An 18,552-nucleotide genomic window follows, 5' to 3' on the forward strand; every position below is an offset into this window, starting at 1 on the left:
GCTTGCGACCGTCTGGACCGACCCGGATTTCGATCCGGCACGCCCGGCCTTCTACTACGCCCGGGTATTGGAGATCCCCACACCGCCTTGGTATGTCTACGATGCCTATCGCTACGGGATCGAGATTCCTGAAGGTGCACCAATGTCGCAGCAGGAGCGCGCCTATACCTCGCCGATCTGGTACACGCCGGCAGGCTGACGGATGGCGGAATTTGGGATGACAGTAACCCTCGACAGCCCCTTTGATGGCGCTGCTGTGCTACCGGAAGCGTCGCAAGGCTTCGAGAAAACCAATATCGTATACCACAGTTGGTACTCGCGCCGATTTTTCGGATAGCAAACAACCAAATTGAGAATGGTATTTCCATAAGGTGGGCCAAGGAGTAAGCCTAAAATATATTCAAAAGCGTAATATATTGATAACTAAGTGAATTTTTAAGGGATATGGTGCTGCTGGAGAGAATTGAACTCTCGACCTCTCCCTTACCAAGGGAGTGCTCTACCTCTGAGCTACAGCAGCGCTGTGGGCGGGTGATTAGACTCAAACGAAACGCGGCGCAAGGGTGTCTGGACGGTTTTTTTCGCCTCCTGTAGAGAAAGATCATGACGGATAAAAATTCACCCAAAAAACAAGGTAAACCCGGCGATGCGCGCGAAGCGCGGCTGAAGGCGGCGCTCAAGGCCAACATGGCGCGTCGCAAGGCGCAGGCCAAGGCGCGCGTGACCGCGGGGGACAAGCCTGACAAGGACAAGGGATAAGAGCAGATGGATTCGATTTTGGTAACGGGCAATGGCCCGCTGAACGGTCAGATACCGATTGCGGGGGCCAAGAATGCGTGCCTGACGCTGATGCCCGCAACATTGCTAAGCGAAGAACCGCTGACGCTGACCAATGCGCCGCGGCTGAGCGACATCAAGACCATGACCGCGCTGCTGCAATCACTGGGGGCCGAGGTGTCTTCGCTGCAAGACGGTCAGGTGATTGCAATGTCCAGCCACAGCCTGACCAGTCAGACCGCCGATTATGACATCGTGCGCAAGATGCGCGCCTCGAACCTTGTGCTGGGCCCCTTGCTGGCGCGGTTCGGGCAGGCGGTCGTGTCACTGCCAGGCGGTTGTGCGATCGGCGCGCGGCCAATGGACCTGCATGTCGAAGGGCTCGAGGCGCTGGGCGCCGAGATCGAGCTGAAGGACGGCTATCTGCACGCCAAAGCTCCGGGTGGTCTGAAAGGCGCCGTGCATCAGATGCGCTTTGCCTCTGTCGGAGCAACAGAAAACATCGTCATGGCCGCCACGCTGGCCAAGGGCACCACGGTGCTCAAGAACGCCGCGCGCGAACCCGAGATCGTCGATCTGGTTGAATGCCTGCGCAAGATGGGTGCCCAGATCTCTGGTGAAGGCAGCTCGACCATCGAAATTCAGGGCGTCGACCGGCTGCACGGGGCCACACATCAGGTTGTCACCGACCGGATCGAGCTGGGCACCTATATGCTGGCCCCGGCGATCTGTGGCGGCGAGGTGGAATTGCTGGGCGGGCGCATGTCACTGGTCGAATCCTTTGCGGCCAAACTGGATGCGGCGGGCGTCAATGTCTCAGAAACCGAGGGCGGCCTGAAAGTGGCCCGCAAAAACGGGCGCGTGCGCGCGGTGGATGTGGTGACCGAACCTTTCCCCGGCTTCCCGACCGACCTGCAGGCGCAGATGATGGCGCTGATGTGCACCGCCGAAGGCACTTCGGTTCTCGAAGAACGCATTTTCGAAAACCGCTTCATGCACGCCCCCGAACTGGTGCGCATGGGCGCGCATATCGAGGTGCATGGCGGCACCGCCACGGTCGCCGGTGTTGAACGCCTGAAAGGGGCGCCGGTGATGGCGACGGATCTGCGGGCTTCGGTCTCGCTGATCCTTGCCGGATTGGCGGCAGAAGGGGAAACAACGGTCAGCCGGGTCTATCATCTGGACCGCGGATATGAACATGTGGTGCGCAAGCTGGAAGGCGTGGGTGCAAAGATTGAACGGATCAAGGGCCAATGACAGACGCAAGTTTTGAAGACGGGCGCGAGGCGCCGCTTAATCTTGGGGCCGAGGATGCAGATGACCTTCAGGTAATCTCGACCCTCGCGCAGGATGCCGTGTTTCCGGTGACCGAGATGAAGTGGCAACCGGCGCAGCGCCGCTTTGGCCTGCTGCTGAACCGCTTCCGCTGGGAAGACAAGGATGCCGCCGCCCGCCGCGACCGCCCGTTTGAACGGGTGCAGTCGGTGCTGGTCTTCGGTTCGGTTCTCTCGGTGTCCAGTCAGGGCATTGATCGCGGTGACACCGACATGATCATGTCGCTGATGTCGGTCGTTTTCGAACCCGGCGAGGATGGCGCGGGCCATGTCCTGCTGACGCTGGCCGGTGACGGCGCGATCCGCCTGACGGTCGAGGCGCTGGATGCCACCCTCAAGGACGTCACGCGCCCTTATCACGCCCCCTCCCGTCAGGCCCCGCATCACCCCGAATAGATGCAGAACAAGCGCGGGATTTCTCAGGCGTTTTCAAAGGTGCCCGAAGGGATCTCCCTGCGTCCGGCCACCGTGTTCGACGTGTTCGACCTCAGCCGGGTTCTGATCCGCTCGATCACGCAGCTTTGCGCGGCCGATCACAAGAATGACTCGGACCATCAAAGGCGGTGGACCGATAACAAGGACCCAGCCACCATACGGGGCTGGTTCAGGCCCGGATCGCAGATCTGGCTGGCCGAACACCGGGGGCAGGTGGCCGCCGTCGGGGGGCTGTTGGAAACTGGGACGGTCACTTTGCTCTATGTCGATCCGGATCATACGGGGCAGGGCGTGGGGCGTGCGCTGCTCAACCGGCTGGAACGGCAACTGACTGTGTGCGGCTGTGCCGAGGCGCATCTGGATGCCACCCAAACGGCGCACGCGTTCTATCTGAAACAGGGATGGCAACCGGCAGGCCGGCCCGGTGACTGGCACGGCGTTCCGCAATACCCGATGCGCAAATCGCTGCACTTTGGGGACTGAGGGTTGAGGCCGCGCGCTCCGGGCGATATGTCCCAATGCGCAACGCCCGGAGTGCCAGATCATGCCCGTTTTCCTTGATACCAAATCGCCCGAATTCGAACCCGCCTTCCGGACCCTGCTCTCGGCCAAGCGCGAGGACAGCCCGGATGTGGATGCGGTCGTGGCGCAGATCATCGACGATGTGCGCAACCGGGGCGATGAGGCGGTGATCGAACTGACGGCCAAATTCGACCGGCTGACGCTGACGCCCGAAACGCTGGCCTTCAGCGCACAGGACATCGCGGATGCGGTGGCGCAGGTCTCGGACGAAGATCGCACGGCGCTGGAACTGGCCGCTTCCCGCATCCGGGCCTACCACGAAAGGCAGATGCCCGAGGATCAGGAATGGACGGATGCGACGGGCGCAACACTCGGCTGGCGCTGGTCTGCTGTTTCGGCCGCAGGGCTTTACGTGCCGGGTGGGTTGGCCTCGTACCCGTCATCGGTGCTGATGAACGCGATCCCAGCCAAGGTGGCCGGTGTGGAACGGCTGGCCATCGTGGTGCCCACCCCGGACGGACAGGTGAACCCGCTGGTGCTGCTGGCAGCAAAACTGTCTGGTGTGGATGAGGTTTATCGCATCGGTGGCGCGCAGGCCGTGGCGGCGCTGGCCTATGGTACCGACACCATCGCGCCGGTCGACAAGATCACCGGGCCGGGCAACGCCTTTGTCGCCGCCGCCAAGCGGCGCGTCTTTGGCAAGGTCGGCATCGACATGATCGCGGGCCCCTCGGAAATTCTGGTCATCGCCGACAAGGACAATGACCCCGACTGGATTGCGCTGGACCTGCTCAGCCAGGCCGAGCATGACGAAAGCGCGCAGTCGATCCTGATCACCGACGATGCCGCATTCGGCCAATCTGTCGCGCAGGCGGTCGAAAAACGGCTGGAAACCCTGCAACGCCGCGCCATCGCCGGGGCCAGCTGGCGTGACTACGGCGCGGTGATCACCGTGCGCAACCTGGACGAGGCCGCAGCCCTGTCCAACCGCATTGCTCCGGAACATCTGGAACTTTGCGTGGCCGACCCGCGCGCGCTGAGCGAAAAAACCATCCACGCCGGAGCCATCTTTCTGGGTCAGTACACACCCGAAGCCATCGGCGACTACGTCGGCGGTCCCAACCACGTGTTGCCCACCGCCCGCTCAGCACGGTTTTCGTCTGGCCTCAGCGTGATGGACTTCCTCAAGCGCACCACGCTCAGCCAGATGACCCCCGAAGCTCTGCGTGCCATCGGTCCTGCCGCCGAACAGCTGGCGCGCTCGGAAAGCCTCGAGGCGCATGGCCTCTCGGTCACCGCGCGCCTGAACCGCCTGAATGGCTGAAATGACGCAAAGACCGGGCGCATATGGCGTTTCTGTGCGTTGCTCGCCGAATATCATTGTTATAGGTCTGTGCTGACGCAAGGAATGTGACTGTAAAGATGACCCGCATCTCGCATATCGAACTGGATGATAGAAATCTGCCGCCGCCAACGCCCGAGATCGAGCAGGAGCGCAAGGTCGCCATCTATGATCTGCTGGAAGAAAACAGCTTCTCGCTGCCCAAACGCGACGACCGCGTTGTGCCCGAGGGCCCCTATCACCTCCAGCTTTCGATCCGCGACAAACGGCTTGTCTTCGACATTGAAACCGAGGCCAACGAAAAAGCGGCCGAGTTTCACCTGTCGCTCGGCCCCTTCCGGCAGGTGGTCAAGGATTACTTCCAGATCTGTGAAAGCTATTTTGACGCGGTGAAATCGCTGCCACCCAGCCAGATCGAAACCATCGACATGGCCCGCCGGGGTATCCACAACGAAGGCAGCCGTGTGTTGCAGGAACGGCTGGAAGGCAAGGCAGATGTCGACACCGACACCGCCCGCCGCCTGTTCACGCTGATCTGCGTTCTGCATTTTGGGGGCTGACGCGTGAAGCCTCTGCCGCAGTCGGTCCTGTTCTGTTGCGACCACAACGCGGTTCGGTCCCCGATGGCCGAGGGGCTGATGAAGAAATTCTATGGCACCGGCACCTATGTTCAGTCCGCCGGTGTGCATAACGATCTGGAAATCGACGGCTTCAGCATCGCGGTCTGCCACGAGGTCGGCGTGGAACTGTCCCGCCACCGATCGCGCTCCTTCGACGAGATGCAGGAATGGGGCGATGACCTCAGCTCGTTCGATCTGGTCGTGGCGCTTTCACCCGCCAGCCAGCGTCAGGCGCTGGAACTGACCCGTGTTTTCCACCTCGATGTCGATTATTGGCCAATAATGGACCCTACCGGGATGGGCGAGACCCGCGAACAAAAGCTACATCACTACCGACAGACCCGCGACCAGATCATTCAGCATCTGAAAGACCGCTGGGGCGAACCAACGGAGGGGACATGAACCAGACCGTCAAAACCTATTTCGATGCCTTCAACGCCGGTGACGTCGATGGCATGCTGGCCTGCCTGTCTGATGACGTGGCCCATCACGTGAATGAAGGCCAGATTCGCGTCGGCAAGGACAAGTTCGCCGCCTTTTGCGCCCATATGAACCGCTGCTACCGCGAAAACCTGACCGACATCGTCGTGTTCGATGCTCAGGGCGGCACCCGCGCCGCGGCCGAGTTCATCGTCAACGGCACCTATCTGGAAACCGACGAGGGCCTGCCCGACGCGCACGGCCAGACCTATCGCCTGCCTGCCGGGTCGTTCTTTGACCTCAGGGACGGCAAGATCACCCGCGTCACCACCTTCTATAACCTTGCAGACTGGACCAAACAGGTCTCGAATGGCTGACGTCACCGACGTCCGCCCCCTGACCGGAGCGGCGCTTGGCGCCGCTCTGGACGATGTTGCCCGCCTGCGGATCAGGGTGTTTCACGCCTGGCCCTACCTCTATGACGGCGATCTGGAATACGAACGCAAATACCTGCAATCCTACCGCGACAGCGACAAGGCCATCGTGGTCGGCGCCTTCGACGGCGACCGCCTGATCGGCGCCTCGACCGGCGCGCCGCTGACCGATCACGCCGACGATTTCGCTGCGGCCTTCGCAGACACCGGGCTCGACTTGTCGCAGATCTTCTATTGCGCTGAATCCGTCCTGCTGCCGGACTATCGCGGGCAGGGCGTCGGCCACAAATTCTTCGACACGCGCGAGGGGCACGCCCGCGATCTGGGCTTTGCCAAATGCGCCTTTTGCAGCGTGCAACGCCCCACCGACCACCCGCTGCGCCCCGACCACTACCGCCCGCTGGATACCTTCTGGCGCGCCCGCGGATACAAGCCCTTACCCGGCGCAATCGCCCAATTCTCGTGGAAGGATATCGGGGAAGAGGGAGAAACGCCGAAGCCGTTGCAGTTCTGGATCAGGGATTTGTAGACGTCGGGGTGGGGAGGTGCAGCAGGGCTTTTCTGTGTGTTGCCGGGAGTGAGGCCACCAAGCTGCCGTTCGCTGCAGGCGCGAAACTGGCTTCTACTCGCGGCGGCAAGCTACGGGTAGCGGTTATTGCAAAGTAGCAAGTATTTAGCGTGAAATGAGGAGTGAGCGGATTGCTTGCGGGCAATGCACATTGCACCTGCTGTTTTCTGGTTCAACAATAAAATTTATTTTCGCACCGATCTTAGTGGATCTTGCCCATTCTCCCAGTCTTGTGGTGCAATTTCCTCGGCAGCCGTGATCAAGAATTTTTTAAGTCTGCCGGACTCGGTTTGCACTCGATCAGCCGTAACCTTTACCATCCCTTTGCGACCAGCTTGATACTGATCCAAACTGGTCGTAATGATATTACCCGTACCTTTCAGAGGACTTTTGATAAGAGTAAACGCGGCAGTGGCATTGTTTGCAGGGTCGAACATTCGGCCATTTTTGCTAACGACATTAAACGCTGTAACATTCGTGTGCAGAACTTCTGGTGCATTGGCAGGCTGCGCCTCAATGTACTCCTTCGTGGCTTGATCCATCTGGAACAGTTTCGTACGCTTTGAGATGAATTGCACATCGCTTGCGGTTTGCCCGATCATAGTGTGTGCTCTGCTCAAAGGAGGCTCAATCCTTTGAGTTAGAATTTCAAGTTGGTTCCTTTCTTCCTTACTTAACCTCTTGTAATACTTCTTAAATCCATCCGGCATTTCAGAAATCGTTCCAAGTGCTTTTCCAAATGCATACTCAATAGTTTTGTTGATATATGGTGCGACCAAACCGAAGCCGCTCCCCGCAGCTACCGACAAGAAAGGGTTGGCTGTAACCCATGCGTCCAAGGCAACAATGAAACTTCCTTGACGCGCCGGCTTCATATAGATTTTGGCCGACTTGGACATGTCCCCTCTGGATTTGTACTTTCCAGTGGTGGCAAAATTAATTGTCGTTGAAAGTGCCCACGTTAGACCTTCAAGGCTTTTTGCAGCTGAGTATGCCTCAATTTCATTTCTCTCAGCGTCAAGGCCATCGATGATGACTTTGTACGGTATTTTTACTTCGGGCAAATATCTAACCTCAATTTACTATTTCCTATGAATTAGTGCGGATACCGTATCCAAGCCTTAGCCTCTTTCAGACAATGATTGACTCGAGGTGAAACGGTTGGGAAAAGACAGTTTAGTAACGATCCTTGATGTGATCATTGTAAAATGATCCCTTAGAGTTCGACGCGATGAAATCTCTGTATACGCTCTCTGGTATGTTGGGGTAGTCGTATCGTCCGCTTTCACGAAACCAAATTGATAACGTACCGCCACTCCATTCAATGCGGGAAATAGCAGACGAGTTAACTTGAGGCATTGTAATCTCCTTTTGAGACGACACTCACAATCTAAGATTGATTCTACAAGCGCGACATTTTCGATGCAGGCCGAAAGACCTCGTTGGGCCAAAGACTTGCAGCACCCAACTCTTAGGGCAACGGCGGCTTTGGGCTCTTCCCCCCCTTCACCCCCCCCGCACCAGATTGATCTGTACACGCGGTGGCTCTCACGGTTTAGTGCCTCGACACATCGGCTCAGGGGACCCCATCAATGAAAGTCGCAACCGCCGCATATGATCTCGACTGGCTCGACAGCTGGGCGCAGTACGAGGACAAGCTGGACCGATGGGTTGCCGAGGCTGCCGGGCAGGGGGCCGGGCTGCTGGTGTTCCCCGAATACGGCGCGATGGAGGTGTCGACGCTTGATGGGGCCGAGGTGGCGGGTGATCTGGAACGCTCGATCCGCGCGGTTTCGGACCGGTTCGAGGATGTACAAAATTTGCACTCGCGCCTCGCAAGCGCGTACAAAACGTACATTCTGGGTGCATCGGCCCCGGTTGTGGATGGGTCCGGTCGCCCGGTGAACCGCGCCGCGTTCTACGCCCCGGACGGTGGCCGCGACCATCAGGACAAGCAGATCATGACCCGCTTTGAACGCGAGGACTGGGACATTGCGCCGGGTGGTCCACTCAAGCTGTTCGACACCGCGCTGGGCAAAATCGGTGTTCTGATCTGCTATGACAGCGAGTTTCCCTTGCTGGGCCGCGCACTCAGCGAAGCGGATATGATCCTTGTACCGTCCTGCACCGAAGCGCTGTCGGGATATTGGCGTGTTCGCATTGGATCGATGTCAAGAGCTTTGGAAAATCAATGTGTTACGGTCATGTCATCGCTGGTCGGAGCAAACGGCTGGTCCGAAGCTGTGGACATGAATACCGGCATGGGCGGCGTTTTCGGCCCGCCGGACAAGGGGTTCCCAGCCACCGGAGTGCTGGCCGAGGGCACTCTGAATCAGCCCGGCTGGACCTATGCGGATGTCGACCTGTCCGCCATCGCCGAGGTCCGCGCCGATGGCCACGTGCTGAACCGGACCCATTGGCCAGAGCAGGACGCCCGAGTCGAAACGGTCACATTATCCACCCTTTAGATGAATCCGCCCTTGAAATAAGGGAAAAATAGGCTCATTTAAGCGCACATCCCCGCAGATTCTGCGGGCGCAACCTAATGATGGAGACAACATGGCCAAGGAAGATACGCTCGAATTTCCCGGTGTCGTGAAGGAACTCCTGCCTAATGCGACGTTTCGGGTCGAGCTGGAAAACGGCCATGAAATCATCGCACATACGGCAGGAAAGATGCGCAAGAACCGCATCCGTGTTCTGGCCGGCGACAAGGTTCAGGTCGAGATGACCCCCTATGATCTGACCAAGGGTCGGATCAACTACCGCTTCAAATAACGCCTGCCGAGATGGCGTTTATCCTGGGATCGGGCAGCCCAAGGCGGCTGGACCTGCTGGCGCAGCTTGGCGTGCAGCCCGACGCCATCCGCCCCCCTGACATAGACGAAACACCGCTGAAGGGTGAGCTTCCTGTTCCGTATTGCAGCCGCATTACGCGTGAAAAAGTAAAGGCAGTTCAATCGGATAGCGACGACATCACGCTTTGCGCGGACACGACTGTTGCACTGGGGCGGCGTATTCTGGGCAAGCCCGAGGATGAGGGTCAGGCCGCAGAGTTCCTGTACGCTTTGTCCGGTCGTCGTCACCGGGTGATCACTTCGGTCGCCGTTCGGCGCGGGAATCGCATCCTGCAACGTGATGTCGTCTCGCAGGTCAAGGTCAAACGCCTGTCGGACGTTGAAATCAACGCCTACCTAGCGACCGGTGATTGGCAGGGTAAAGCCGGGGCCTACGCGATCCAAGGCCCTGCTGGCGCATTCATCCCATGGATTTCGGGCTCGTTCACTGGCATCGTGGGGCTGCCCCTGTCCGAGACCGCCGCCTTGCTGCAAGGGATCGGCTACCCACTATATAGCGAGGCATCATGAAGGGTCGAACCATCGTTCTGGACCATATCCAAGACCGCGAGGCCGCGGCATTGATGGTCGACGGAAAGCTTGATGATCTCCTGATCGCCGCCGACGCACCCGCGCCCGGCACCATCTATCGCGCCCGTGCCGATCGACCGGTCAAGGGGCAGGGCGGCATGTTCCTGACCACACCCGACGGCCCAGCTTTTCTGCGACAAGTCAAAGGGTTGGCGCCGGGTGCCACGCTTTTGGTGCAGGTTGGCGGATATGCCGAGCCTGGCAAGGCCATCCCTGTAACCAACCGTATCCTGTTCAAAAGCCGCTTTGCCATTGTCACACCCGACGCGCCGGGCCTGAACATCTCGCGCAGCATCAAGGATGAAGACAAGCGGGATCAACTGCTTGAAATCGCGCATGAACAAATGGGCGACAGCCCTTATGGGTTGATCCTCCGCTCGTGCTGCATGGATGCGGATGCCGGTGACATTGCCGACGACATTTCGGCCATGCTTGCGCAAGCTGAACAAGTGATGAACGACGAGGGGTCCGACGTCGAACTGCTCAGCGAAGGTGACAGCCCGCATATATTGGCATGGCGCGACTGGACCGACCCTGCCGAGGTTGTGACGAAAACCGGCAGTTTTGAAACCCATGGTGTGCTGGATGCGCTGGATGTCGCCCGTGGCATCTCCGAACCTCTCCCCGGAGGCGGATACCTTTTTATCGAACCAACCCGCGCATTGGTGGCCGTAGATGTGAACACAGGCGCGGATACGTCGCTGGCGGCAGGAACAAAAGCCAACTTCGCTTGTGCCAAAGCTTTGCCACGTGCGTTGCGTGTGCGTGGGCTGGCAGGGCAGATCACACTGGATCTGGCCCCAATGCCCAAGAAAGACCGCCGAGGGTTCGAATCCGCCCTGCGTGCCGCCTTCAAGTCGGATCCGGACGAGACGATATTGGCGGGGTGGACACCTCTGGGGCATTTCGAGTTGCAGCGCAAACGCAGCCGGTTACCTGTCGCTGAGATCCTGAAATGAGCTGCCCGATCTGCGGAGAAGAAACGCAAAAGAAGTTCCGCCCGTTCTGTTCGAAACGCTGCGCAGACATTGATCTGGCCAAGTGGCTGAATGGCTCTTACGCGGTCCCGTCTCAGCGTGAAGACGACCCTGAGACCGAGGGCGATACGGACGAACACAATACAATGCGACCGCACTGAAAAAATGTAAAAAAGCCTCTGGACACTGCCGGTAGCAAGTCATAGAACGCCTCCACCCAACGACAAACGTCGTTCCCGTGCCCGGGTAGCTCAGGGGTAGAGCAGTGGATTGAAAATCCTCGTGTCGGTGGTTCGATTCCGCCCCCGGGCACCATAAAAATCTCCTAATTTTATGATTATAATGAATAAATCATGCATCGGGCTTAACTTATCCACCCAAATATCCACCTTTTGGACTTAGGTAGGCTAGCGACAGTGGAGCCTTGCAACCTGATGCACGGTGAAAGCTAGCGCTCTGGCGATACGACTACAACAACGTTAGGGCGCACTCATCGCTCGGCAACCAAACACCCGTAGAAGCGCGTCGAACGCTTGAGCAATTTGATGGCTCCGCGACCGACGCGCTTACCCAAAACGACGAAGAGGAATATGAAAATCAGACCCGCAGACTCTCGTTATAAATGAGGGAGCCTCGGGGCAGGTCACTTCCCAAGCCGGAATGACGATTCGACGAATGAATGATCGCAGCGCCAGGGCGGACTTCGCTACCTTTCAAGGCGTCATCACAAGGAATGCGTAGTTTCTTAGGGTCAGGATGCATTGATTTCCCGAGCGCTGCGTGTTTCACGGCTCTGAAAACAGAGCGGTGACATGAGCAATCCTTTCTGGCTGACCGACGCACAGATGGCGCGTCTGAAACCCTACTTTCCAAAGTCGCACGGTAAGCCAAGGGTCGACGACAGGCGGATTCTGAGCGGGATAATTTTCATCAACCGCAATGGGTTAAGGTGGCGCGACGCTCCTGAAGCCTATGGTCCACACAAGACGCTTTATAGCCGTTGGAAGCGCTGGAGCGAAAAGGGCATATTCGCGCGGATGATGGTGGGGCTAGCTGTCGAGCACGGCGAACAGAAGACAGTCATGATCGACGCGACCTACCTGAAGGCACATCGAACAGCGACCAGCAGGGCCGCTAAAAAGGGGGGCGCGGTCGCCTGATTGGCCGGACCAAAGGTGGTATGAACACCAAGCTTCACGCCATTTGCGACAGCCAGGGACGACCGCTCGACCTCTTCACCACCGCCGGACAGGTCAGTGACTATATCGGCGCACGGGCATTGCTGGGCGGTTTGCCAAAGGTCGAATAGCTGCTCGGAGACCGAGGCTACGACGCCGACTGGTTCAGAGATGCGTTGAAAGACAAAGGGATACGCGCCTGCATCCCTGGACGAAAACAGCGCAAGAAGACCGTGAAATACGACAAGCGCCGATACAAACGGCGCAACCGCATTGAGATCATGTTCGGCAGGCTCAAAGACTGGAGACGCGTGGCAACCCGCTACGACAGGTGTCCCAAGGTCTTCCTCTCGGCCATCGCGCTCGCAGCCGTCGTCATCTACTGGTTATGAATCCTGACCCTAGGTTTATAGACGAGGTGTGAGCTTTGTTGCTTGGGTAACAGTTTCACTTGCTCTATCCACGACCTTTCGTTTTGTGCGACTTTTCCGAGGCCTCGTGCGCCGCAAAGGCATCAGCATAGTCGGGATGCCAGCGTGAAAGAGCCGGGCGATTGTTGATTATGTCACCGGCAGCCCATTCAACGCGTTTGCTGTCGCGCTCTTCGGACACATCGTTGTCCGGGCAGAGAATGTAGAAATCTCCGGCCGACATGCGCTTCAGCAGGTAGTCGATTGTCTCTTCGCTTGTCCAGGCGGCAGCAGGTTTTTCCGGCATGAATTTCTGAATCATGCCGGTATAGGTGAACCCCGGTACGAAAAGGTGAGTGGTAATTTCCGTCTCGGCCTGTCGCAATTCGTGCGCCAGCATTTCAGTCATGACCTTCACGGCAGCTTTGCTGGTATTGTAAGCGGGGTTTCCGGGCGGTGTGGTGATGCCCTGTTTAGACCCGGTGTTGATTACCACAGCGGGGCGCGCCGCTTTGATCATGCGCGGCAGGAAAGCATGCACGCCATTCATGACCCCAAAAAGATTGACCTCTAGCAGTTTGCGCCAATTCTCCGCGTTTTCCCAACTGTTGGTCGGCAGCGCGATACCGGCATTGTTCATTAGGACAGCTATCTCGCCGAGCGCAAAAGCTTGATCCGCCAAGGCATTCACGGCGGTGGTGTCGGTGACATCAGTCGGAATTGCCTGAACAGTTGCGGACGAGCCGGCCAGATCGCGCAATTCCGCCTCGGCTCTGTCTAATGCCTCACCCGCCAGGTCGACCAGCACAACCCCCAGACCGTCTTGTACAAAGCGTTGGGCTGCGGCTTTGCCCACGCCGTTTGCCGCCCCGGTTACAACGGCCAAGCCGCCTTTTTCAATTGCTTCGCTGTACATGGATCATCAGCTCTTTCTGTGAACGACTGAGTGGCCCTTCAGGGTGCCATCTTTTCCTTGAGACGACCGATGAACGTCTCGTCATCTTGTTGCTTACGCGCAACGAGCAGCTCTTCAGCATCAGGCCCTGCGCGAAAGCGCAGGCGGTTTCCGGTCTCGTTGGCCGCATCCCAAATGACCTTTGCGACAGTTTCAGGCGCAGAAGGGTTCGCGGCCAGCTTGCCAAACAGGCGCCCCATGGCTTCAGCCATTGGCGCGTAGTCCGGCAGCTTCTCATCCATGGCGAAATCGAAAGAACTGCCTCCAAAGTTGGTTCTTATCATGCCCGGTTGGACAATTCGGACCCGAATGCCAAGGGGCTCCAGCTCGTAGTGTAGTGACTCCGAAAGCCCCTCAACTGCAAACTTTGTGCCGTGATAAAGCGCGCCAAGTGGAAATGTGATCTGCCCACCAATGGACGAGATATTGATAACCGTGCCCGACTGGTTCTGACGGAAATGGGGCAGAATAGCCTTGGTCACTTCCATCAACCCAATCACGTTGGTATCAAACTGACGCCGAATGCGATCCATCGAAAAGGCCTCTAACGCACCGTAGGCGCCATAGCCCGCATTGTTCAGCAAAACATCTATCTGCCCGAACCGTTCGATGCCTTCGCCTACGGCCGTTGTAATTGAACCCGAATCCGTCACATCCAGTTGGGCCAGATGTACGTTTTCTAACGCGCCGAGCTCGGGGCCATCCGTGGGGTTGCGCATCGTGGCGATGACATTCCAACCGTTTGCTTGGAAATGCCGGGCCGTCGCTGCGCCAATTCCCGACGAGGCCCCGGTGATAAGAATCGTTTTCATATCTCAAATCCCTCACTTCCTATAGTCACGATAATCACCAAGGCAGGATGAATCTTTCAATATTCTCCAGTTTTCTTGCACAATCCTCCACAATCTGAAGTTTTGGGTAAGTGTTTGCATTGCTCCCGTGGTAAAGATGGGTCGACCCACAGGAGGCATTCATGGGACCTCGGGCGTTATTGGACTATGTTCTCGCTCAACTTGATCACTCAGGCGTCACGCACGGTGTGTTGACACATAAGGACGGTGGGACGGTATTTCTCACCCATCCGGCGATCACCCAACATGACGCAAATGTCTACCGCCCGCTGTTGTGCGCAGTCCTGCAAGGTGTAAAGGAGGTTGGGACCAGCTCCAGAACGCTTACCGTGCGGGCCGGGCAGTCGCTGATCGTCAGCAACGCGCTGCCCGTTGTTTCAAGGATCACCGAGGCCACGCCCGATCTTCCCTATGTCGCGCTCGTATTCCCCCTTGATCTGGATCACCTTCGCGCCTTAGCTCCGGCCTTGCCGCAGTCAACCACCCACCGTGTGTCGGATCCGTTTTCGATTTGCCTCGCACCCACTGGTGATGACATGCGAGACGCCTTGTTGCGATATTTTCGCCAGTGCGAAACCGAAGAGGAACGACACTTGCTGGCGCCGATCACGGCGCGGGAAATCCACGCCCGCCTGCTGATCGGGCAACATGGTGGCACGCTTCGAAAACTGGTGTGGCACGAGAACACGGCTAGCCGGATTTTTGCGGCGACGAACGAGATCCGATCAGATCTGGGCAAACCCCTTACCGTGAGAGAGCTTGCCGCTCGTGTGGGGATGAGCAGTTCGGCCTTCTTCGAACAGTTCAAAGCAGTCACGGGAACCTCGCCGCTGCAATACCAGAAAGATCTGCGTTTGCTTCATGCCCGTAATGAACTTCAAACCACCGGCGCAAAGGTCTCTGAGGTTGCCTACGGGGTAGGATACCAAAGCTCGGCTCAGTTCTCGAGAGAATATGTCCGCAAATTCGGATGCTCACCAAGACAGGATCGAACTTCTGAAGCTGTCCAATAAGGCAATAAGAAACAATCTCAAACGTCACAACCCTGTAGCGAACAAATACCTTTCGGCCCGTTTTTTCCCAAAGCCGCCATTCGCATCAGCAGCGAATGCGTGCTTGTCCGCGGAGTATGAGTTCGAGCAGCGATAAAATTTGTACTTGCGGCGAATGACCGGAATGCGGGCTAGCGACCGCAGAATACCAGCGGGGTGCCGAAGGTCTCTTGTGGGTCGTCCCTGCCTCGTATAGCGACCCCGATCGCGAACGTGCTGCGCCGCACCCGAGTCCAGCCTTGAGCCCTTTCGCAGACGATAGTCAGTGTTCCCTGGAAAACACTACGATCATCGCAATGACTTGGTGGCTGGTTTCCTGACAGGGTTGCCGGATGACCAAGTGTATTCCGAGGCCGCCGCATGGGCGGCCTTTTTTGTTTTCCGAGCTTCCCGATGCGCCGCTTCCCGTTTCATGAGAAGACGCAAATGAATAGACCAACCATTTTGACAGGTGACCGCACTATGGGGCCGCTTCACATCCGGCATTATGCTGGTTCGCTTGCAAGCTGGCTACGCTATAAGGACAGCCATGAACAGTTTCTGCTGTTGGCGGATACCCAAGCCCTGACCGACAACACCCATGACCGCAGAAGGCGCGGCGCAGCGTGATGGAGGTCGGGCCGTATTATTTAGCCGTGAGCGTTGATCCTTGTCGCACCGCCATCTATCTGCAATCGCATCTTCCGGCGCTGGCCGAGTTGTCGATGCTCTAACTGAACTTCGCCAGGGATTGCCAAGTTGTTTGTGTGAATGAGAGGGGTGAGGCTTCGGCCTGTCACGTGGTCATTTCGGCCGCATAGCCGTTGCAAAGGTCGATTGCGTCGGCCCTCGCGTGACGATACGAGACGGCGGAAAGTTGATAGCGGCGGGGGCGAAAGATGGTGTTGATCTGGTTGTTGGCATTTCGGCGCGTTTGAACAGGGATGTCGAGCGCGTCTCCATTGGCGTCTACGGCGCGCCAAAGCCAGTGTTTCACGCCGTTGATCGGGATCACGACCTCGTCCAGATGCCATTTGTCGTTCGGACGCGGCCGATCGCGCCGGATGCAAGCGGTGAAATGCCCGCCAAACCGATAGATCCACAGCCGGACGGTCTTACGGCTGACCAGAACGCCGTTCTCGGCAAGAATATCTTCCATATCCGCAGTGCTCAGTGCAAACCGGTGATACGCCCACACGGCATAAGCGATGATCTCGCGAGGGTAACGAAAGCCTTTCGGGCGCGGCATTGAGGACGCAGCAATCTTCCCGCAACATCTAGCCTCCACAATCTCGCCGAACAACTTGGCAATGCCATTGCGATTAATGAAGGTAATACCGCTCAACACACGCCTTTCATCGACGCGCGGCTTGCCGTTGGACTTCGGGAAGAAGAGCTCCAGACGCGCCATCTGCGCATCCGTCAGCCAGAAGAGATCAGACATGTTCACCGCTCAGTTTTCGAACCGTGAATCACGCCGAAAAGTGGAAATCAATGGGTCCTGACCCTAACACGAAGACCTCCTAGCCAAAAGTTTGCAACAAAGCCGTACTGACTCAGGTGCAGATGACCCTGGCAATCCGAAATGGAAATGAACTAATGAGACAGAGCAATTGTCTCAATCGAACGCCATTGTTCGACTGGCACCGTTTTTGAAGAGTGTACGATGCTGATCCCGCCGAGGGACAACTCTTCCCCAAGAAACTCAATTTCTAACGCGTCACGTTCTGCGAGCAACTGACTTTGGTTTAAGTTTCCGTATGCCAAACTAACATGTGGGGCATCCAATTTGTAGGAACTGGGGTTCACACGATTGGCCGAAATTCTTCGTTTAGATTCGAGATCATCTGGGATTGAAACCGACAGATACAACGCCATGAAATAGTATTCTGAAAACCCGACGTCGCAAACATCGACAGTCGGCGAACTCGAACAATTTCTGAATGCACTCGCCAATTCTCTAACTTCATTGAGTTCAAGTTCAATGTCGCCAAGCAAGGTAAGATGCGGTTGAAAAATTGGGCAGCAGTATTTTCCAGAAAAATCCTTGATCTTGTCTTGCAACCGCTTTTTGCATTGTTCATTAAATTCCAACCAGATCGAATATCCCAAATCATTTCCTTCTCGATATTTTCTCGTCCGCGACAAAATACTGTAACCAGAGTTGGATGTTGATCGAATTGCGTCAGCCTAAAGAGCTAAACGAGTATTCCCATTAAATTTAATTGCAGCGTTTCGTTCTACAAATAAATCAATATCTTGTCCGGATTGGAGGGTGGATACTTCGTGAGGCTGCAGCTGAGCAATTATGGTTTGACCTGAGAAGTTACAGTAACACAATGCACAGGAGCCGAGATACTCAATCAAGTCAAGTCTGGCGTTGAGGCGTAAATCATCTTCCTTCTTTGCGGCCAATTTGATGTTCTCTGGTCGAATTCCATAAGATTCTTCCTTTTTGAGGTCGTTGAGGCCCTTGTTCACGAAGTTCATGGAAGGCGAACCAAGAAATCCGGCCACAAAGCGGGTTTTGGGATTCTCATACAATTCATGTGGAGTGCCGACTTGTTCGACGTTTCCTTTATCCAACACCACAATGCGATCTGCGAGAGTCATGGCTTCTGTTTGATCATGGGTCACGTAAATAGACGTTGCACCCAACTCGTCATGCAGTTTCCGGATCTCCACGCGCATCTGGCCGCGAAGCTTAGCATCCAGATTTGAAAGAGGTTCGTCAAACAGGAACAAACCTGTGTCGCGCACCATAGCGCGGGCCATTGCAACACGTTGCCGTTGGCCACCTGATAGTTGAGCAGGCTTCCTTTCGAGATACTCACCAAGTTGCACAATCTCGGAAACCTTTGCGACCCGACGTTGAATCTCGGCTTTTGGTAAGCCTTGAACTTTAAGCGCAAAGGCAAGGTTTTCGAAGACCGTCATATGCGGATACAGCGCATAGTTTTGGAACACCATTGCTAAACCGCGATCTTTGGGAGGGAGGTCGTTTACTCGCTTTCCCAATATTGAACAGTCGCCGCTGGTAATTTCCTCAAGACCGGCGATCATCCTTAGGAGTGTCGATTTCCCCGATCCTGAAGGGCCGACGAGCACCACGAATTCGCCCTTCTCAATCGATAGCGAGATGCTGTCGATGACTTCTACTGTCTGACGTCAGCGCCAATGGGACAGTTTAGGTCGATTTGATAAGAGAGGGTTTCTGGCTCATCGTAACCGCCAAGGAGTGGAGATGAGAAAGAAACCCGGAACCAAGCG

Annotated in this window: 24 protein-coding genes, 2 tRNA genes and 3 pseudogenes; 20 read left to right on the top strand and 9 right to left on the bottom strand. The window is 56.8% G+C overall.

The features are described from left to right. The coding region (locus AC2FLZ_RS19400) for a DUF3604 domain-containing protein (protein WP_496882622.1) at positions 1 to 199 on the top strand (199 nt) is incomplete at its 5' end. 246 nt (positions 200 to 445) lie between these two features. On the opposite strand, the gene AC2FLZ_RS19405 is transcribed toward AC2FLZ_RS19400, so the two are convergent. Next, positions 446 to 520, bottom strand: a tRNA-Thr gene (locus AC2FLZ_RS19405). An 83-nt stretch (positions 521 to 603) separates the two neighbouring features. Here AC2FLZ_RS19405 and AC2FLZ_RS19410 point away from each other — a divergent pair. The 9 genes from AC2FLZ_RS19410 to AC2FLZ_RS19450 all read left to right on the top strand — a co-directional run bounded on the left by AC2FLZ_RS19410 (position 604) and on the right by AC2FLZ_RS19450 (position 6,413). Then, complete coding sequence (locus AC2FLZ_RS19410; RefSeq protein ID WP_480520966.1) at positions 604 to 759, top strand: hypothetical protein; 156 nt, start codon at positions 604 to 606, stop codon at positions 757 to 759. A gap of 6 nt (positions 760 to 765) precedes the next feature. Beyond that, positions 766 to 2,034, top strand: coding sequence for a UDP-N-acetylglucosamine 1-carboxyvinyltransferase (gene murA, locus AC2FLZ_RS19415; RefSeq protein ID WP_480520968.1), 1,269 nt, complete (start codon positions 766 to 768; stop codon positions 2,032 to 2,034). Further along, positions 2,031 to 2,507 carry a DUF2948 family protein gene (locus AC2FLZ_RS19420; protein ID WP_480520970.1) on the top strand — a complete coding sequence of 159 codons (477 nt, stop codon included), beginning with the start codon at positions 2,031 to 2,033 and terminating at the stop codon, positions 2,505 to 2,507. The genes murA and AC2FLZ_RS19420 overlap by 4 nt, the downstream gene beginning before the upstream one ends. After that, complete coding sequence (locus AC2FLZ_RS19425; protein ID WP_480520972.1) at positions 2,508 to 3,029, top strand: GNAT family N-acetyltransferase; 522 nt, start codon at positions 2,508 to 2,510, stop codon at positions 3,027 to 3,029. It abuts the gene before it with no gap. Between the two features lie 61 nt (positions 3,030 to 3,090). Further along, a complete protein-coding gene (hisD, locus tag AC2FLZ_RS19430) occupies positions 3,091 to 4,392 on the top strand; it encodes a histidinol dehydrogenase (RefSeq protein ID WP_480520974.1) in 1,302 nt (433 codons plus the stop codon). 98 nt (positions 4,393 to 4,490) lie between these two features. Then, positions 4,491 to 4,970 carry a UPF0262 family protein gene (locus AC2FLZ_RS19435; protein WP_480520976.1) on the top strand — a complete coding sequence of 160 codons (480 nt, stop codon included), beginning with the start codon at positions 4,491 to 4,493 and terminating at the stop codon, positions 4,968 to 4,970. Positions 4,971 to 4,973: 3 nt separating this feature from the next. Then, on the top strand, positions 4,974 to 5,432 hold the full coding sequence (locus tag AC2FLZ_RS19440) for an arsenate-mycothiol transferase ArsC (protein ID WP_209505795.1): 459 nt from the start codon (positions 4,974 to 4,976) through the stop codon (positions 5,430 to 5,432). Then, positions 5,429 to 5,827, top strand: a complete 399-nt coding sequence (locus AC2FLZ_RS19445; RefSeq protein WP_480473605.1) for a ketosteroid isomerase-related protein — start codon at positions 5,429 to 5,431, stop codon at positions 5,825 to 5,827. The genes AC2FLZ_RS19440 and AC2FLZ_RS19445 overlap by 4 nt, the downstream gene beginning before the upstream one ends. Continuing rightward, on the top strand, positions 5,820 to 6,413 hold the full coding sequence (locus tag AC2FLZ_RS19450; protein WP_496882623.1) for a GNAT family N-acetyltransferase: 594 nt from the start codon (positions 5,820 to 5,822) through the stop codon (positions 6,411 to 6,413). The genes AC2FLZ_RS19445 and AC2FLZ_RS19450 overlap by 8 nt, the downstream gene beginning before the upstream one ends. A gap of 224 nt (positions 6,414 to 6,637) precedes the next feature. Here the strand turns inward: AC2FLZ_RS19450 and AC2FLZ_RS19455 are convergent, their stop codons facing one another. Together AC2FLZ_RS19455 and AC2FLZ_RS19460 are read right to left on the bottom strand one after the other, a co-directional pair. Next, entirely contained in the window at positions 6,638 to 7,516 is an 879-nt protein-coding gene (locus AC2FLZ_RS19455; RefSeq protein WP_496882624.1) for a DUF7946 domain-containing protein, read from the bottom strand. A gap of 112 nt (positions 7,517 to 7,628) precedes the next feature. Beyond that, positions 7,629 to 7,811, bottom strand: coding sequence for a KTSC domain-containing protein (locus AC2FLZ_RS19460; RefSeq protein ID WP_496882625.1), 183 nt, complete (start codon positions 7,809 to 7,811; stop codon positions 7,629 to 7,631). Positions 7,812 to 8,044: 233 nt separating this feature from the next. Between AC2FLZ_RS19460 and AC2FLZ_RS19465 the strand changes: the two genes are divergently transcribed. The 8 genes and pseudogenes from AC2FLZ_RS19465 to AC2FLZ_RS19500 all read left to right on the top strand — a co-directional run bounded on the left by AC2FLZ_RS19465 (position 8,045) and on the right by AC2FLZ_RS19500 (position 12,427). Next, positions 8,045 to 8,920: a carbon-nitrogen hydrolase family protein gene (locus AC2FLZ_RS19465; protein ID WP_496882626.1), complete on the top strand. Its 876-nt coding sequence runs from the start codon at positions 8,045 to 8,047 to the stop codon at positions 8,918 to 8,920. A gap of 91 nt (positions 8,921 to 9,011) precedes the next feature. Then, the gene (gene infA, locus AC2FLZ_RS19470; RefSeq protein ID WP_005978431.1) at positions 9,012 to 9,230 is read left to right on the top strand and encodes a translation initiation factor IF-1; all 219 of its coding nucleotides are present in this window, start codon (positions 9,012 to 9,014) and stop codon (positions 9,228 to 9,230) included. An 11-nt stretch (positions 9,231 to 9,241) separates the two neighbouring features. Next, positions 9,242 to 9,820: a Maf family protein gene (locus AC2FLZ_RS19475; protein WP_480495053.1), complete on the top strand. Its 579-nt coding sequence runs from the start codon at positions 9,242 to 9,244 to the stop codon at positions 9,818 to 9,820. After that, entirely contained in the window at positions 9,817 to 10,839 is a 1,023-nt protein-coding gene (locus AC2FLZ_RS19480) for a ribonuclease E/G (protein ID WP_480607745.1), read from the top strand. Before AC2FLZ_RS19475 ends, AC2FLZ_RS19480 begins: the two co-directional genes overlap by 4 nt. Next, complete coding sequence (locus tag AC2FLZ_RS19485) at positions 10,836 to 11,018, top strand: DNA gyrase inhibitor YacG (RefSeq protein ID WP_480520993.1); 183 nt, start codon at positions 10,836 to 10,838, stop codon at positions 11,016 to 11,018. Before AC2FLZ_RS19480 ends, AC2FLZ_RS19485 begins: the two co-directional genes overlap by 4 nt. A 79-nt stretch (positions 11,019 to 11,097) precedes the next feature. After that, positions 11,098 to 11,172: transfer RNA gene (locus AC2FLZ_RS19490), tRNA-Phe, on the top strand. A 130-nt stretch (positions 11,173 to 11,302) separates the two neighbouring features. Further along, positions 11,303 to 11,479 (top strand): annotated as a pseudogene (locus tag AC2FLZ_RS19495) (integrase core domain-containing protein); the annotation flags it as partial. Positions 11,480 to 11,669: 190 nt separating this feature from the next. Continuing rightward, positions 11,670 to 12,427 (top strand): annotated as a pseudogene (locus AC2FLZ_RS19500) (IS5 family transposase). Positions 12,428 to 12,491: 64 nt separating this feature from the next. Here the strand turns inward: AC2FLZ_RS19500 and AC2FLZ_RS19505 are convergent. Both AC2FLZ_RS19505 and AC2FLZ_RS19510 read right to left on the bottom strand, forming a co-directional pair. Beyond that, positions 12,492 to 13,361, bottom strand: coding sequence for an SDR family NAD(P)-dependent oxidoreductase (locus tag AC2FLZ_RS19505; protein ID WP_496882627.1), 870 nt, complete (start codon positions 13,359 to 13,361; stop codon positions 12,492 to 12,494). Positions 13,362 to 13,399: 38 nt separating this feature from the next. Next, the gene (locus tag AC2FLZ_RS19510; protein ID WP_496882628.1) at positions 13,400 to 14,212 is read right to left on the bottom strand and encodes an SDR family oxidoreductase; all 813 of its coding nucleotides are present in this window, start codon (positions 14,210 to 14,212) and stop codon (positions 13,400 to 13,402) included. A 161-nt stretch (positions 14,213 to 14,373) separates the two neighbouring features. Between AC2FLZ_RS19510 and AC2FLZ_RS19515 the strand changes: the two genes are divergently transcribed. Both AC2FLZ_RS19515 and AC2FLZ_RS19520 read left to right on the top strand, forming a co-directional pair. Beyond that, a complete protein-coding gene (locus AC2FLZ_RS19515; RefSeq protein ID WP_496882629.1) occupies positions 14,374 to 15,264 on the top strand; it encodes an AraC family transcriptional regulator in 891 nt (296 codons plus the stop codon). A gap of 465 nt (positions 15,265 to 15,729) precedes the next feature. Beyond that, a complete protein-coding gene (locus AC2FLZ_RS19520; RefSeq protein WP_496716385.1) occupies positions 15,730 to 15,912 on the top strand; it encodes a hypothetical protein in 183 nt (60 codons plus the stop codon). Between the two features lie 166 nt (positions 15,913 to 16,078). Here AC2FLZ_RS19520 and AC2FLZ_RS19525 read toward each other — a convergent pair whose 3' ends face one another. The 4 genes and pseudogenes from AC2FLZ_RS19525 to AC2FLZ_RS19540 all read right to left on the bottom strand — a co-directional run bounded on the left by AC2FLZ_RS19525 (position 16,079) and on the right by AC2FLZ_RS19540 (position 18,432). After that, entirely contained in the window at positions 16,079 to 16,531 is a 453-nt protein-coding gene (locus AC2FLZ_RS19525; protein WP_496882630.1) for an IS6 family transposase, read from the bottom strand. Between the two features lie 60 nt (positions 16,532 to 16,591). Beyond that, a pseudogene (locus AC2FLZ_RS19530) lies at positions 16,592 to 16,726 on the bottom strand (IS5/IS1182 family transposase); the annotation flags it as partial. A 152-nt stretch (positions 16,727 to 16,878) separates the two neighbouring features. After that, the gene (locus AC2FLZ_RS19535) at positions 16,879 to 17,394 is read right to left on the bottom strand and encodes a hypothetical protein (RefSeq protein ID WP_496716383.1); all 516 of its coding nucleotides are present in this window, start codon (positions 17,392 to 17,394) and stop codon (positions 16,879 to 16,881) included. Between the two features lie 78 nt (positions 17,395 to 17,472). Next, positions 17,473 to 18,432, bottom strand: coding sequence for an ABC transporter ATP-binding protein (locus AC2FLZ_RS19540; RefSeq protein ID WP_496882631.1), 960 nt, complete (start codon positions 18,430 to 18,432; stop codon positions 17,473 to 17,475). Positions 18,433 to 18,552 lie beyond the last annotated feature (120 nt).

Source organism: Ruegeria sp. YKSF131, assembly GCF_059612645.1.